We start from the raw sequence: 15,408 nt of genomic DNA on the forward strand, positions 1-15,408 counted from the left end.
CTCCTGCCGTTCACGATTGTTGTATATCCACATTAAACCCCTATAAGATGAAACAGACGAAGAAAAAAGATTCCAAGCGAATCAAAAAGGAAGATATGCTGGCCTTGATGGTCGAGTTCTTCAATCAGGACAGAAAGCGGGCGTTTAATTACAAACAGGTCGCTCATGGGGTTGGGGCCAAGACTACGCCCCAGAAACAGATGGTGTTCCAGTTGCTCGAGGGCATGGCCGAGCAGAACTTCCTGATCGAGGTCTCGCCCGGCAAATACAAGGCCAACAGCCGGGGCACCGAGGTGGTAGGCCGTTTCGAACGTCGTTCGAACGGTAAGAATCATGTCATTACCGACGACGAAGAGTCGATTTTCATTGCCGAGCGCAACTCGATGCACGCCATGGACGGCGACCGGGTGCGGGTGCTGGTCTATGCCAAGCGCAAGGGCCACGATGCCGAGGGCGAAGTGGTCGAGATTATCGAAAAGAATCCGCAGACCTTTGTGGGTACACTCGAGGTGCAGAAGCACTTTGCCTTCCTGCTTACCGACAACAAGGTGCTGGCCAACGACATATTCATTCCCAAGAATGCCCTCAAGGGGGGCAAGACGGGCGACAAGGCGGTGGTGCGCATCACCGAGTGGCCCGACCGGGCACGAAATCCCTATGGCGAGGTTATCGACATTCTGGGACCGGCCGGTGAGAACAATACCGAGATTCATGCTATCCTGGCCGAGTTCGGGTTGCCCTATCGCTACCCCGAGGCTGTGGAGAAGGCGGCCAACAAGATACCCGACACCATTACGCCCGAGGAGATTGCCGCTCGTGAGGACTTCAGAGAGGTGACCACCTTTACCATCGACCCCAAGGATGCCAAGGACTTCGACGACGCCCTGTCGATTCGTCGTCTCGACAACGGCCATTGGGAGGTAGGCGTGCACATTGCCGATGTGAGCTACTATGTGAAGCCCGGCAGCATCATCGACAAGGAGGCCGAGCACCGCGGTACGTCGGTCTATCTGGTCGACCGTGTGGTACCCATGTTGCCCGAGCGGTTGTGCAACGACGTCTGCTCGCTGCGCCCCGATGAAGAGAAGCTCACCTTCTCGTGCATCTTCGAGCTGAACGACGAGGCCGAGGTACAGAAGTCGCACATCGCCCGCACCGTCATTCGGTCGAACCGCCGCTTTGCCTACGAAGAGGCACAGGCCGTCATCGAGACCGGCGAGGGTGATTACAAGGAAGAGATACTTACGTTGAACGACCTGGCTCAGAAACTGCGCAAACGGCGTTTCGAGCACGGCTCCATCAACTTCGACCGTCACGAGGTGAAGTTCGACATCGACGAGAACGGCAAGCCCATAGGGGTCTACTTCAAGGTATCGAAGGAGGCCAACAAGCTCATCGAGGAGTTCATGTTGCTGGCCAACCGTACGGTGGCCGAGTTTGTGGGCAAGCCCAAGGATGGCCGCAAACCCAAAGCCTTTGTCTATCGTGTACACGACCTGCCCGACCCCGACAAGATGTCGTCGTTTGCTGCCTTCATCACCCGCTTCGGCTACAAAATCAAGACCGAGGGCAGCAAGAGCGACCTGTCGAAAGGCATCAACAGCCTGCTGGCCAAGGTGCAGGGACGTCCCGAAGAGAACCTGGTAGAGACCATTGCCATACGGGCCATGGCCAAGGCCATCTATACGACAGTCAATATCGGCCACTACGGACTGGCTTTTGACTACTATACCCACTTTACATCGCCCATACGCCGGTATCCCGACCTGATGGTACACCGGCTGCTCGAGCGCTACATGGCCGGCGGCCGCAGCGTGAATGTGCAGGCGCTGGAGGATGAGTGCGAACACGCTTCGGATATGGAACAGCTCGCTGCCAGTGCCGAGCGTGCCTCGATCAAGTACAAGCAGGTCGAGTACATGAGCGAGCGGTTGGGACAGGAGTACGACGGTGTCATCTCGGGCATTACCGAGTGGGGACTGTATGTCGAAATCAACGAGAACAAGTGCGAGGGGCTGGTACCCATACGCGACCTCGAGGACGATTACTACGAGTTCGACGAGAAGAACTACTGCCTCATGGGGCGCCGTACCCACCGCATCTATCGGCTGGGCGATCCCATCCGCATCAAGGTGGCTCGGGCCAACCTCGAGCGCAAGCAGCTCGACTTTGCGCTGGCCGAGCAGCAATAGCCGGGTTGGGCGAAATCGAATTTTCACGGAGTCGGGCAAGGCGTTTACGCCCTGCCGGGCTCCGTTTTATTTCTTAAAAAGGTCGTAAAAAGGGAGTTATTCTTTTTTTACTCTTTTTTTAGCGTTATCTTTGTGTGGAAAGCCGGTACAGAGCCGGCAGGATAGAATTTTATGGAAGAAAATACACATGTAAATATCGACTTGGAATATGGCTCCGACGCCATCAAGACCCTCGACTGGAAAGAGCACATCCGTCGCCGTCCCGGTATGTATATCGGCAAGCTGGGCGACGGCTCGCACGCCGACGACGGCATCTATGTGCTGCTGAAAGAGGTGCTCGACAATGCGCTCGACGAGCATATGATGGGCTTTGGCAAACAGATAGTCGTGGAGATTTCGCCCGAAGTGGTTTCGGTGCGCGACTACGGCCGGGGTATCCCTCTCGACAAGGTGCGCGACGTATCGTCGAAAATGAACACCGGCGGTAAATACGACTCCAAGGCCTTCAAGAAGTCGGTGGGGTTGAACGGCGTGGGTATCAAGGCGGTGAATGCCTTGTCGTCGAGTTTCTTCATCCAGTCGTATCGCGACGGCATGAGCAACTCGGTGAGCTATGCCCGGGGCGAAGTCATCTCGGAGAGCGGCCTCACGCCTACCGACGAGCTCAACGGCACGCTGGTGCAGTTTGCCCCCGATAATACCATATTCAAGAACTATGCCTATCGCGAGGAGCTGATTGTGCCGCTGCTCAAGAACTATGTGTTCCTGAACACGGGGCTCACCATCTTGCTGAACGGGCGTAGATACCACTCGCGCAACGGTCTGGTCGACCTGCTCAACGAGAACATGACCACCGATCCGCTCTATCCCATCATTCACCTGTCGGGGACCGACATCGAGGTGGTCATCACCCACGGTAACCAGTATGGCGAAGAGTACTACTCGTTTGTCAACGGGCAGCACACCACCCAGGGCGGTACCCACTTGACCGCCTTCAGAGAGTCGGTGTCGCGTACCATCAAGGAGTTTTACAACAAGAATTTCGAGTATACCGACATTCGCAACGGTATGGTGGCCGCCATCAGCATCAAGGTAGAGGAGCCGGTGTTCGAGTCGCAGACCAAGACCAAACTGGGCTCGAAAGACATGGGCCCCGAAGGACCTACGGTGGCCAAGTTTATCGGCGACTTCCTGAAGAAGGAGCTGGACAACTACCTGCACAAGCACGGCGATGTGGCCGAGGTGATGCTGAAAAAGATATTGGCCTCGGAGAAGGAGCGCAAGGCTATTGCCGGGGTGACGAAGCTGGCCCGCGAACGGGCCAAGAAGGCGAGCCTCAACAACCGCAAGTTGCGCGACTGCCGCATACACTACAACGATGCGAAGGGCGACCGGCGCGACGAGAGTTGCATATTCATTACCGAGGGCGACTCGGCCAGCGGCTCGATTACCAAGATTCGCAACGTAGAGACTCAGGCCGTATTCTCGCTGCGGGGGAAGCCCCTCAACACCTACGGCCTCACCCAGAAGGTGGTGTATGAAAACGAGGAGTTCAACCTGTTGCAGGCGGCTCTCAATATCGAGGAGGGTATCGAGGGGTTGCGCTACAACAAGGTGATTATCGCTACCGATGCCGATGTCGACGGCATGCACATACGTCTGCTGATGATTACCTTCCTCCTGCAGTTCTTCCCCGACCTGATCAAGAAGGGGCATGTCTATATTTTGCAGACCCCCCTCTTCAGGGTGCGCAACAAGAAGGAGACCTACTATTGTTATAGCGACGAAGAGCGTATCGCTGCCATCGAGAAGTGCGGGGCCAATCCCGAGGTGACTCGATTCAAAGGGTTGGGCGAGATTTCGCCCGAGGAGTTCCGCCAGTTCATCGGCCCCGATATGCGCCTCGACCAAGTATCGTTGCGAAAAGAAGACCTGGTGAAAGACCTGCTCGAGTTTTACATGGGCAAGAACACCATGGAGCGACAAAATTTTATTGTACAAAATCTGGTTATAGAAGATGACACCAACCTCGTCTAAACGAATCGCCGTATTTCCCGGGACTTTCGACCCCTTTACCATCGGCCACATGTCGATTGTAAACCGCGGGCTCGAACTGCTCGACGAAGTGGTGATTGCCATCGGTATCAACGACTCGAAACGCACCTATTTTACGGTGGAGCAGCGGCTCGACATGCTGCGCGACTTCTTCCGCGACAATCCCCGCGTGCGGGTTGTCTCGTACGACAGCCTCACCATCGACCTGGCCAGGGAGTGGAATGCCCGGTTTATCTTGCGGGGCATCCGGTCGGTCAACGATTTTGAGTATGAAAAGACGATTGCCGACGTAAATCGCAAGCTCTCGGGCGTAGAGACCATCATTCTGTTTACCGAACCCGAGCTGACCCACGTCAGCTCCACCATCGTGCGCGAGCTCTTGCGCTTCGGTCACAGTGTAGACGAGTTTGTACCCAAGGGTTTGAAACTGGTATAATTTGACAACAAACGATGAAAAGACTGTTTTTTGCAATACTCCTGCTGGCCGTGACCGCAGGAGCCGTACGGGCGCAGGGCCAGAGTGAAGGCATGCGCAAACTGAGTCTGGCCGATTTTGCCATCACCAACCTCTATGTCGACGAGGTCGACGAAGCGAAGTTGGTCGAGGATGGCATACGGGGTATGCTCGAGAAACTCGACCCCCATTCGACCTATACGACTGCCGAGGAGACCAAGGAGATGAACGAACCGTTGCAGGGCAACTTCAGCGGCATCGGCATTCAGTTCAACATGAACCGCGACACGCTGTATGTGATACAGACCATCGTGGGGGGCCCCTCGGAGAAGGTGGGCATCTTGGCGGGCGACCGCATCGTCTCGGTCAACGACACGGTGATTGCCGGGGTGAAGATGAAAAATACCGACATTATGAAACGCTTGCGCGGCGAGGCCGGCACGGTGGTGCGGGTGAGTGTGTTGCGCAAGGGGGTGAAGGAGCCCATCGAGTTCAGAATCGTACGCGACAAGATACCCATTTACAGCATCGATGCCTCGTATATGGCCGACAAGGAGACGGGCTACATAAGGGTGAGCCGTTTTGCCGCCACGACCGACAAGGAGTTTTCCGATGCGCTCAAGGCATTGAAAAAGAAGGGTATGAAAAACCTTATTGTCGACCTTCAGGGTAACGGAGGCGGATACCTGGTGAGCGCTATCGGCATGGCCGACGAGTTTCTCGACGACGGGCAGTCGATTGTCTATACCGAGGGGCGCCGTTCGCCTCGCGACGATGCCTTTGCCACCAAACAGGGGCTGTTCCAGAAAGGGAAACTGGTGCTGCTGGTCGATGAGAGTTCGGCTTCGGCCAGCGAAATTCTGTCGGGAGCCGTGCAGGATTGGGACCGTGGCGTGATTGTCGGTCGCCGCACCTTCGGCAAGGGTCTGGTACAACGGCCTATTCCCTTCCCCGACGGTTCGATGATACGTCTGACCGTAGCCCGCTACTATACCCCGGCAGGGCGCAGCATCCAGAAACCCTACGACAAGGGACACGAGGCCTACGAGCGGGAGTTGCTCGACCGTTTCAACCACGGCGAACTCATCTATACCGACAGTATTCATTTCCCCGACTCGCTGCAATATCAGACCTTGAAGAGCAAGCGTATCGTCTACGGTGGCGGGGGAATCATGCCCGATGTATTTGTGCCGCTCGACACTACCATCTATACCGATTTTCACCGCGATCTGCTGGCCAAGGGGGTATTGAACCAGTATCCTATCAACTACCTCGACAAGCACCGCAAGGAGCTGACGAGCCGTTACAAGAATGTGGAGCAGTTTGTCGAGGGCTTCACGGTGACTGACGAGATGCTTGCCGACCTGCTGAAGATGGGCGAGGCCGAGAAGGTGAAGTATGACGAGGAGCAGTACCGGAAGTCGCGCAATCTCATAGCCTTGCAGGTCAAGGCGCTCGTCGCTCGTGACATGTTCGACACGGCGGCCTATTTCCGCATTATGAACCCCGAGAATCCCTCGTTTGTCAGGGCGATGGCGATTATCCACGACGATGCCGAGTATAACCGATTGCTCCAACCTCGGGAGTAATCGGTAGCCACACCATAATCAAGCGGAGCGGATGAGTCATTGACTCTTCCGCTCCGCTTGGTTTTTATCTCATACGATACGATGGACTATCGTCTCTTCCCCACAGCCCAGGGGATATACTTGTTCACTACCGGAATGAGCAGGTAGATGACGAGCAGGGTGAGGGCGAGGGCAATGGCTCCGGCCAGCAGGTCGGGCTTGCCGGTGATGGCACAGGCTATCGGTTGCAGGGGTGCCAGCAGGATGACGTGGATGCCCATGATGAGCAGCGACGATTCGCCGCAGGTACGCACAAAACGGGCCAACGGCGAGCGGTTGCCCTCGGCATAAGAGAGGAGGGCAAGGAGGGCCGCAAAGAGGGCAAAGAACTTGACCAGCGAGAGTACCGGCCACTCGACCGGCAGGTATTGCACGGCTATGAACAGTGCCAGCCCGAGGAGTGCCACGAGGTATCGGTGTGAACTGCGGGCCAGGTATCGGGCCAGCGGCAGCCCGAAGAGGTTGCCGGCGATGAAGTAGGGCAGACTCTCGAGAGCTACGTTGACCATGAATAGGGTGCGCCACTCTTCGATAGCCGGGTAGCCAGCGTAGATGACGGCTATTACGAGCAGGAACCAGAGGGTGCGATGCCGCTGCGGAATGAGTCGGTTCAATACCCAGAAGATAAGCTGCATCACGAAGAGGCAGACCAGGAACCACAACGGAATATTGACCGAGAGGTAGAGCGACCCGCTGTCGATGGTGAAGAGTTGCAGCACGGCACTCCAGTCGAACCCGTGCAGCGTGTGGTGGTGAGCTACATGGAAGAGCAGCCGGGCGAGAAAAGAGAAGAGATAGAAGACGAGAAAGGGAACGAGTATCGTCCTCACCCGCTTCTTCAGGAAGGGGACGAAGGGTTCGTCCTTGAAAAAGGTACCCGACAGGATGAAGAAGATGGCGCTGATGAGAATCAGGTCGCACCAATGGGGGTGGACGGTGTGTTTCCACACGATACCCACGATAGCAAGACCTTTGAGCAGGTCGATGCTGTCGATGCGCTTCTTGTGTATCTGGGGTACAGGTTTTTCCATCTCTTGCGGTTGAACGGTGCAAAGATAGTGAAAGGTGAGAGCAGAAAGTCAAGTTTACTTGAACTTTATGCAGAACCGAATCTTATCTTCTACAAAGATAGTGAAAGGTGAGAGCAGAGGCAAATGAAAACCTTGTTTTCAAATTTGACCATGCCGAACCGCATCCTTTCTTATGGACAGATAGTACAAATAAGACAAATATAGCAAGGGCTGCCCGGTTTTTACCAGGCAGCCCTTGCAGGTCGAATGTGCTTATTCGTGTATTATTTCAAACCGCGGTTACGGAGCAGTGCGTCGGGGTTGGGGTCGGCACCGCGGAATTGGCGGTAGAGTTTCATGGGGTCTTCGCTGCCACCCTTTTCGAGGATGTTTTCGCGGAAGGCTTTGGCGGTAGCCGGGTCGAAGATACCGTGTTCGATGAAGGCATCGAAGGCATCGGCATCGAGCACCTCGGCCCAGGTGTAGCTGTAATAGCCGGCACAGTAGTCGTTGGTGAAGATGTGCGAGAAGTAGGTGCTGCGATAGCGGTAGGTAATCTCGTCGATGAGGCCGATAGATTGAGCTACCTCTTTCTCGAACTGGCGCACGTCGTACTCTTTGACTTCGCTGATTTCGTGCCAGCGCATGTCGAGAATCGAAGCGGCAATGAGCTCGGTGGTGGTGAAGCCCTGGTTGAATTTCGAAGCGGCCTCCATCTTCTCGATGAGCGAGTCGGGAATCACCTCACCCGTCTTGTAGTGTTTGGCGTAGAGTTTGAGTACTTCGGGATGAGTAGCCCAGTGCTCGTTGATTTGCGAGGGCAGCTCCACGAAGTCGCGAGCTACGTTGGTACCGCTTACCGAGGGGTAGTGGCAGCGGGTGAGCATGCCGTGCAGGGCGTGGCCGAACTCGTGGAAGAGCGTCTGTACCTCGTCGATGGTGAGCAGGGCAGGCGTGTCGCCGGTAGGTTTGGTAAAGTTGGCTACGTTGTAGACAATGGGACGTACCTCGTTGCCATCCTGTACATAGGCTTCGCGGAAGTTGTACATCCAGGCACCGGCCCGTTTGCTGGGACGGGGGAAGTAGTCGGTATAGAACACGGCCAGGTGTTTACCGTCGGCATCCTTCACTTCGAAGGCCCGCACGTCGGGGTGATATACGGGTACATCCTTCAGCTCGGTGATGGTGATGCCGTAGAGCTTGTTGGCCACCATGAAGGCCCCTTCGCGCACGTTGTCGAGGCTGAAGTAGGGTTTCAGCTCATCTTCGTTGAGGTCGTATTTGGCCTTGCGTACCTTCTCGGCATAGTACCACCAGTCCCAGGGAGCCAGTTTGAAGTTGCCGCCTTCGGCATCGATAATCTTCTGCATGTCGGCCACCTCTTCCTTGGCCCGGGGGATGGCATATTCCCACACACGGTTGAGCAGGTTGTTCACATTCTCGTCGGTCTTGGCCATGCGGTCGTCGAGGGCAAAGTCGGCGTAGGTCTTGAAGCCCAGCAGATTGGCCTTTTTAAGGCGGAGGTTGACAATCTTCGATACGAGAGCCTTGTTGTCGTGCTCGTTGTCGTTGTCGCCCTTGTTGATGTAGGCCTTGTAAACCTTCTCGCGCAGGGCGCGGTTGTCGGCATACTGGAGGAAGGGAATGCGGCTGGGAGCGTCGAGGGTAAATACCCATTTGCCGGCCAGGTTGCGGGCGGCAGCCTCGTCGGCAGCGGCAGCCACTACGGCTTCGGGCAGTCCGGCCAGGTCGGCCTCGTTGTCGATTACCAGCTGGAAGGCATTCGATTCGGCCAAGGCATTGTCGCCATACTGAATCGAGAGCATGGCCAGCTCCTTGTTGATTTCGCGCAGGGTATCCTTGGCCGCCTCGGAGAGGAGGGCGCCGGCCCGTACGAAATCTTTGTAGTGGTTCTCGAGCACTTTCATCTGTTCGGCGTCGAGACCCTCGTTTTCGCGGTTGTCATATACCGCTTTGACACGCTGGAACAGCTTGTCGTTGAGTGAGATGTTGTCGTAGTGCTCGGTGAGTCGGGGCGAAATCTCCTTGGCGATTGCCTGGAGCTCGTCGTTGGTATCGGCCTCGGTGAGGCTGCTGAAGATGAGGTTTACCCGGGTGAGCAGCAGGCCGCTGAATTCGAGAGGCTCGATGGTATTCTTGAAGGTAGGAGCCTCGGGGTTGTTGACGATGGCTTCGATTTCGGCATCGTGTTGCTTGATAGCCTCTTCGAAAGCAGGCATGTAGTGCTCGGTCTTGATCTGGTCGAACGGCGGTACGCCGAACGGAGTGTTAAATTCGCCCAAAAGCGGATTCTCTTTTTGATTGCAGGAAATCATCATAAGAGCGGTTAACGATGTGACTAAAAGTTTTTTCATGTGGTATAATATTACTGTGTTAATGAATTTCGGCAGGGGGCTCCCAGGCAAATCGTACCAGGAGCGGGTAGTGGTCGGAACTCTTGTAGCGCAGCCGTTCGAGCCAACGCGCCTCCATGTTGCCCTTGTAGAGAATGTGGTCGATGCGGAACCAGAACCGGTTGGCGTGGTAGGTGATACCGGGCCCCAGACCCAGTTCGTTGTAGGCGTTGCGGAATCCCATGCGGCGGAACCGGCGCACGGCATAGGAGAGGGGCGAGTCGTTGAAGTCGCCGCACACGATTACGTTGCCGGCGAGCTCTTCGATTTTCTCGGCCGTGAGGTCGGCCTGTTTGTTGCGGGCCCGGGCCGCATTGACAAGTTTGGAGAGCAGATGCTTCTTCACCTCGTCGAGGTAGTCGGTATTGGGGTGTGCGGTAATCTCGTGGTAGAGCTCCTTGTCGGTTTGAGTAAGCCCGATCGACTCCATGTGCTGGTTGACGACGGTAACCTCGCGCTCGCCTATCTGTACCCGATAGGCCGCTACGGCACTCGATTCGGAGTAGACGGTGTCGAAGAGCAGGCGGGCCGGATATTTCGAGAGGAAGTTCATGCCGTGGCTCGTGGGTATCCGGTAGGGATAGCGTGCGTGGATGCTGTCGATTTGCGCCTGCGCAACCTTCAGGCCGGGGTTGGGGTCGGCCAGTTCGGGCGCCTCTTGCAGGCACACCAGGTCGGCATCCTGTGCCAGCAGGAACGAGATGGTGCGGTTTTGGGGTGTATCGCTCCCCTCGTAGTCGAGCAGGAAATAGACGTTATAGGTCATCAGCGTGAACCCCGGGGCGCTGTTGTCGGGCGGCTGGGGCTTGTGTATGGGGCAGTAGCGGGCTATGCCTCCCCAGGCCAGTACCAGGGCCGCCACGGGTACCCAGATATAGCGCGGGTTATAGGCGAGCCATACGAAGAGAAAGGCCACGCACACGAAGAGGTTGAGGGGAAAGAGCAGCTCGAGCAGAATGCCCACGCGGGTGGGACAGTAGGCCGAGTAGGCTCCCATGATGAGGAGTAATCCCCACAGGGTATTGAGTATCAGTAATATGATTTTGACGACATGTTTCATATCCCGGTTATTTTTTCCCGGCCTCGAAGAGCCGCTTTTTCTCTTCGGCCGTCAGTGAGGTGTACCCCGATTTCTTGATTTTATCGAGAATGGCGTCAATCTCGTCGCTCTCCCGTTTTTTGCAGGCCCGATATTCCATATCGGTTTCGGGTCGTGACGAGGTGCGGTAGGCGGTGCGGGCCGAGGGGCGCTTCACACGGATACGGGGCCGCGGCTTGCAAGCCGTCACGATGCGGTCGATGAGTCGGTTGAGCGGAGCGGTGAGGTCTTTTCCCTTCTCCCAACGCACGATGAACCAGTAGCCCAGCAGGGCACCGCCCAGGTGGGCAATGTGTCCGCCGCCGTTGGCCGAGGTGACGCTGAGCAGGTCGATGAGGATGGTGACGATAGCAATGTATTTCAGCGAGATAGCCCCGAGAAAGAGCAGGTTGATTTTATAGTCGGGCATGCGGAAGGCGGTAGCCACCACGATGGCGATAATCGAGGCCGAGGCTCCGCACATGAGCCCCTGCTTTCCCTCGAAATAGGGGAAGAGGTTGTACGAGAGCAGGTAGAGCAGTCCGCCGGCAATGCCGCCCCACAGGTAGAGCCCCACCATCTGCTTCTCGCCGAAGGCGGTGAGGAATATCTGCCCGAACCAGTAGAGCCACAGCATGTTGAAGAGGATGTGCCACACGTCGTAGTGCACGAACATGTAGGTGAGCAGAGTCCACGGATGGGTGATAAACTCGTAGGGATCGGAGGGCATCTCGATGTAGGGGAGCACAATCGAGAGGTCGATGTTGAACAGCAGGAGTACAACCCCCGTGATGCGTAGCAGCAGGAACACCGCTACGTTGATATAGATGAGTTTCAGCAGTACCGAGCCTTGCCCGAACTGCCGCTTGAGGTTGTCAATAATAGAAGCCGCCACCGCCTATTCCTTTCTTTTTCCAATAGCGTATGAGGAAGAATCCGAAGAGCATGCCTCCCAGGTGGGCAAAGTGAGCTACACCGCTCATGGTGCCGCTGATACCGAATATCAGTTCGAGGAGGCCGTAGAAGATAACAAAATATTTAGCCTTGATGGGTATGGGGATAAACAGGATGAAGAGCGGCACGTTGGGGAACAACATGCCAAAGGCGAGCAGGATACCGAAGGCGGCTCCCGAGGCTCCCACGGTAACAAACTGGTTGAGCAGCATCGAGGTTTGGTCCCAGCCCAACTGGGCTACCGTAGCGTCGATGGCCGAGTGAAGCTCGAAGTACCAGGCCAGCTCCTGTATCAGGCCGGCCCCTATACCGGTAGTGAGGTAGTAGAAGATGAACCGTTTGCCTCCCCACACCGCTTCGAGCGTGCGGCCGAACATGAAGACCGAGAACATGTTGAAGAAGATGTGGTCGAAGCTGTTCGTGTCGTGAAGGAACATGTAGGTGACCAACTGAATGACGTTGAAATCGTCGGCTTCGATGTAGTGCAATCCCAGCAGATAATTCAAGTCGATGCCGGCAATTTTGGGCAGGGTCAACGCAGCCAGCCACACAATGAAGTTGATGATGATAAGATTGAGCGTGACGGGCGGTATCGATCCCAAAAAAGATCTGTTTTGCATAAATAATCGTTCTTTTATTGACGAGGGTAACTGCCTTGTAGTCTAAGACATAAAACAGATTATCCCCTGATTTTGCAAGCAAAAATAGTGATTTTTCAAGGATTTACTCAAATATGGGTGTGTTATATTATAAAATAGCGACTTTTATTATATTTTTTTACTTTATTGTTTGCACTATATCATTTTAATATTTACATTTGCCGTGCTGCTCTTCAGGGAGATTATTACTTAACTTTTAATTATACATGTTATGAACAAGACTGAACTTATCAATGCTATGGCCGAAAAAGCCGGTTTGAGCAAAGTTGACGCAAAGAAGGCATTGGACGCTTTTGTAGAAGCAGTTTCGGAATCACTCGTAAAAGGGGACAAAGTGGCTCTTATTGGTTTTGGAACTTTTGGCGTTGCAGAGAAAGCTGCTCGCACAGGTATCAATCCGGCAACTAAAGAAAAAATCACTATCGCTGCCAAGAAAGTGGTTAAATTCAAAGCTGGTGCCGAGTTGGCCGACCAAGTAAAATAAAGAAGTTATTTTATGGTAGCATAAAAAAAGAGAGACTTACGAGTCTCTCTTTTTTTGTTGGGTGGTTCCCAAATAGTTGTCTATGCGTTTGAGGAGTGGAACGGGTGCAGCCCGCGGCGTATCTATACCGGGACGTTGGAACGCCGTGCTGCGACACTTCAATCCGGTAGAGACGAAAACCAATGGCACATCCGCTCTTTGTCGGGTGCGAGTGCAGGCACAAGGGATGGTAGGGCGGTAACCTTGCCGGTATTACAATTCGATTTTCTTTTTGCGATTGCGGTGGGTCCACCGTTTTTTGTAGGCGATGAGTTGTCGGAAAATCTTTTCGATACCCAGAATTTCGGAGTGGCTGAGCATGTCGTGCGACATGGGTTCCATGAACGAAGCGGGGGCCGGCTCGGCGGTACCGAACTGCTCGGGATAGAGTACGATAAGGTTGTTGTCGACGAAGTATTTCGAAAGGAACGAGGGAATGTTGTCGGCGTCGGCATTGAACGAGACCGAAGTGGGACGTGCGCTCACGACGATGAAAAGGTCGTCGTCGAGCACTACATTGGCCAAGAGCATGAAATCGTCCCAGCTCTCGAGCACTTCAAACTCGTTGCGGATGTTGTATCGACCGGCTCTCAACCGGGCTTTCAGGTAAGGGATAGTCTCGGCATAGGCATAGAAGATGGCCCGGCAGCCTATCTGTTTGGCCATGTTGGCTATCCGGTCTATCCATCGGGCAAAGCCCGTTTCATATTCGGCCTTGCGAGGTACGGCGATGACGATGCGGGTAATGGTGTTGATGGGGTTTACACACTTCGAGATGAGAATCATCTTGTTGGTGTTCTTGAGCAGCGACTCGATTTTGGCACCGAAGAAGGTATCGACGATATTGGCCTTGTGGTGCAGACCCAGCACGACCTCGGTAATGTTCCGCTCCTTCATGGTGTGGATGATGCCGCTGGTGATGTTCATGTCGTACCGGGCGATGGGAATCAGTTTGGTATCGGCCGATGAGGCTACTTTACCGGCAAACTCGAGAATCGACTGCGAGCGGTAGTTGCTCGTCTTGCTGTCGTCGGTCACATGCAGGGCATAGAGGGGAGTCCGCTTTTGGGGCGACTTGAGCAGCAGGGCCAGGTTGATGAGGTTCTCGATGGTGCTGGGGTTGGCGATGGGTATCAGTATCTGTTCGCTCTGTACGGGCGATTTGGAAGATTTCGGTTCGTTGTTCTGCATGTCGACGACCATTTGGCGGGCGGCTTTCTCGGTGACCAGCGTACTGATGATGCAGGTAACCAGAATCATCACGATGGTGCCGTTGAGGATTTCTTCGTTGAATAGCCCGATGTCGTGACCGATAATCACGGCGGCCAGTGTGGCAGCGGCTTGGGCGTTACTCAACCCGAAGATGAGTTTGCGGTCTATCTTTGTCATGTGGCAACTCTTTTGGGTGAGCCAGGCGGCAATCCATTTGCACAGGGTGGCGACAACCGACATGTTGATGGCGACGATGAGCGTATCGGTGCCGCTGACGATAACCCGCAAGTCGATGAGCATACCTACCCCGATGAGGAAATAGGGAATGAATAGCGCGTTGCCTACAAATTCGAGCCGGTTCATCAGCGGCGATACATTGGGAATGAACCGGTTGAGTACGATGCCGGCAAAGAAAGCTCCCAAGATGGCCTCCAACCCGATGACCTGCGCCATGTACGAGGCAAGGAAGACGAGCGCCAGAATGAAGATGAACTGGGTGACGTTGTCGTTGTAGTTCTTGAAGAACCAGCGGGTGAGCCGCGGGTAGATGTAGAGGATGGCCACGCTGTAGATGGCGATGTTGACCGACAGTCTGAGCCAGAAGAACTCGGTGAGGTCGCCCCGCACCATGCCCGAGATGACCGCCAAAATGATGAGTGCTCCCAATACGGTGAAAATCGTGCCCGCAATCGTCACGGGTACGGCCCGGCTGCGCGAGATTCCGTACCGGCTGATGATGGGATAGGCGATGAGTGTGTGCGAAGCATACATGCTGGCCAGTAAAATCGAGGTCATGAGGTCGAGATGCAGCGTGTAGTAGCTGGTAATCGTACCCAGAATCATGGGGACGAGAAAGGTGTAGAGACCGAAGATTATACCGTCTTTGCGGGTCTTTTTGAAATCGTTCATGTCGATTTCGAGACCGGCCAAAAACATCAGGTAGAGGATACCTACGTTGCCGAATATCTCGAAACTGCTGTCGCGGGCCAACAGGTTGAGGCCGTTGGGCCCGATGATAACCCCGGCGATGATGAGTCCGATGATGTGTGGAACCCGTATGCGGTTGAGGAGTATGGGCGCAAGCAGGATGATAACCAATACAATAAAGAAAATCAGTACCGGATTCTCAATCGGTAGAGAAGTAATGCTGCCCATGACTCTGTAATTTTGAGATGCTGAAACTGTAAATATGCAACAAAAATACAAATAAAAGTTCGCTCTTGCAAGCC

At 54.8% G+C, this 15,408-nt stretch carries 11 protein-coding genes; 5 read left to right on the top strand and 6 right to left on the bottom strand.

The window, feature by feature from the left end; translation table 11 throughout:
- The first annotated feature begins 47 nt into the window (after positions 1–47).
- From rnr to B5F38_RS03750, 4 genes are all read left to right on the top strand, one after another.
- Positions 48–2,192, top strand: a complete 2,145-nt coding sequence (gene rnr, locus B5F38_RS03735) for a ribonuclease R (protein WP_087407984.1) — start codon at positions 48–50, stop codon at positions 2,190–2,192.
- A 171-nt stretch (positions 2,193–2,363) separates the two neighbouring features.
- Positions 2,364–4,229: a DNA topoisomerase IV subunit B gene (locus B5F38_RS03740; RefSeq protein WP_087407985.1), complete on the top strand. Its 1,866-nt coding sequence runs from the start codon at positions 2,364–2,366 to the stop codon at positions 4,227–4,229.
- On the top strand, positions 4,210–4,683 hold the full coding sequence (gene coaD / locus B5F38_RS03745; RefSeq protein WP_087407986.1) for a pantetheine-phosphate adenylyltransferase: 474 nt from the start codon (positions 4,210–4,212) through the stop codon (positions 4,681–4,683). The genes B5F38_RS03740 and coaD overlap by 20 nt, the downstream gene beginning before the upstream one ends.
- 14 nt (positions 4,684–4,697) lie before the next feature.
- Positions 4,698–6,290, top strand: coding sequence for a S41 family peptidase (locus B5F38_RS03750; protein ID WP_087407987.1), 1,593 nt, complete (start codon positions 4,698–4,700; stop codon positions 6,288–6,290).
- An 86-nt stretch (positions 6,291–6,376) separates the two neighbouring features.
- On the opposite strand, the gene B5F38_RS03755 is transcribed toward B5F38_RS03750, so the two are convergent.
- The 5 genes from B5F38_RS03755 to B5F38_RS03775 all read right to left on the bottom strand — a co-directional run bounded on the left by B5F38_RS03755 (position 6,377) and on the right by B5F38_RS03775 (position 12,405).
- On the bottom strand, positions 6,377–7,360 hold the full coding sequence (locus tag B5F38_RS03755) for an acyltransferase (protein ID WP_087407988.1): 984 nt from the start codon (positions 7,358–7,360) through the stop codon (positions 6,377–6,379).
- Positions 7,361–7,623: 263 nt separating this feature from the next.
- Positions 7,624–9,714, bottom strand: coding sequence for a M3 family metallopeptidase (locus tag B5F38_RS03760; RefSeq protein ID WP_087407989.1), 2,091 nt, complete (start codon positions 9,712–9,714; stop codon positions 7,624–7,626).
- 19 nt (positions 9,715–9,733) lie between these two features.
- Positions 9,734–10,813, bottom strand: coding sequence for an endonuclease/exonuclease/phosphatase family protein (locus tag B5F38_RS03765; protein WP_087407990.1), 1,080 nt, complete (start codon positions 10,811–10,813; stop codon positions 9,734–9,736).
- Between the two features lie 7 nt (positions 10,814–10,820).
- Entirely contained in the window at positions 10,821–11,726 is a 906-nt protein-coding gene (locus B5F38_RS03770; protein WP_087407991.1) for a rhomboid family intramembrane serine protease, read from the bottom strand.
- Positions 11,707–12,405 carry a rhomboid family intramembrane serine protease gene (locus B5F38_RS03775; RefSeq protein WP_087407992.1) on the bottom strand — a complete coding sequence of 233 codons (699 nt, stop codon included), beginning with the start codon at positions 12,403–12,405 and terminating at the stop codon, positions 11,707–11,709. Before B5F38_RS03775 ends, B5F38_RS03770 begins: the two co-directional genes overlap by 20 nt.
- Before the next feature lie 250 nt (positions 12,406–12,655).
- Here B5F38_RS03775 and B5F38_RS03780 point away from each other — a divergent pair, with 250 nt between their 5' ends.
- Positions 12,656–12,928: an HU family DNA-binding protein gene (locus B5F38_RS03780; RefSeq protein ID WP_087407993.1), complete on the top strand. Its 273-nt coding sequence runs from the start codon at positions 12,656–12,658 to the stop codon at positions 12,926–12,928.
- A gap of 252 nt (positions 12,929–13,180) precedes the next feature.
- Here B5F38_RS03780 and B5F38_RS03785 read toward each other — a convergent pair whose 3' ends face one another.
- Complete coding sequence (locus B5F38_RS03785; RefSeq protein WP_087407994.1) at positions 13,181–15,334, bottom strand: cation:proton antiporter; 2,154 nt, start codon at positions 15,332–15,334, stop codon at positions 13,181–13,183.
- Positions 15,335–15,408: the final 74 nt, after the last annotated feature.

It is taken from the genome of Barnesiella sp. An22, assembly GCF_002159975.1.
In the GTDB taxonomy this organism is placed as follows: Bacteria; Bacteroidota; Bacteroidia; order Bacteroidales; family Barnesiellaceae; genus Barnesiella; species Barnesiella merdigallinarum.

Coding starts and splice junctions, on each gene's coding strand:
- B5F38_RS03740 (WP_087407985.1), top strand. CDS start 2,364: ATGGAAGAAAATACACATGTAAATATCGACTTGGAATATGGCTCCGAC.
- B5F38_RS03775 (WP_087407992.1), bottom strand. CDS start 12,405: ATGCAAAACAGATCTTTTTTGGGATCGATACCGCCCGTCACGCTCAAT.
- rnr (WP_087407984.1), top strand. CDS start 48: ATGAAACAGACGAAGAAAAAAGATTCCAAGCGAATCAAAAAGGAAGAT.
- coaD (WP_087407986.1), top strand. CDS start 4,210: ATGACACCAACCTCGTCTAAACGAATCGCCGTATTTCCCGGGACTTTC.
- B5F38_RS03780 (WP_087407993.1), top strand. CDS start 12,656: ATGAACAAGACTGAACTTATCAATGCTATGGCCGAAAAAGCCGGTTTG.
- B5F38_RS03765 (WP_087407990.1), bottom strand. CDS start 10,813: ATGAAACATGTCGTCAAAATCATATTACTGATACTCAATACCCTGTGG.
- B5F38_RS03760 (WP_087407989.1), bottom strand. CDS start 9,714: ATGAAAAAACTTTTAGTCACATCGTTAACCGCTCTTATGATGATTTCC.
- B5F38_RS03785 (WP_087407994.1), bottom strand. CDS start 15,334: ATGGGCAGCATTACTTCTCTACCGATTGAGAATCCGGTACTGATTTTC.
- B5F38_RS03755 (WP_087407988.1), bottom strand. CDS start 7,360: ATGGAAAAACCTGTACCCCAGATACACAAGAAGCGCATCGACAGCATC.
- B5F38_RS03750 (WP_087407987.1), top strand. CDS start 4,698: ATGAAAAGACTGTTTTTTGCAATACTCCTGCTGGCCGTGACCGCAGGA.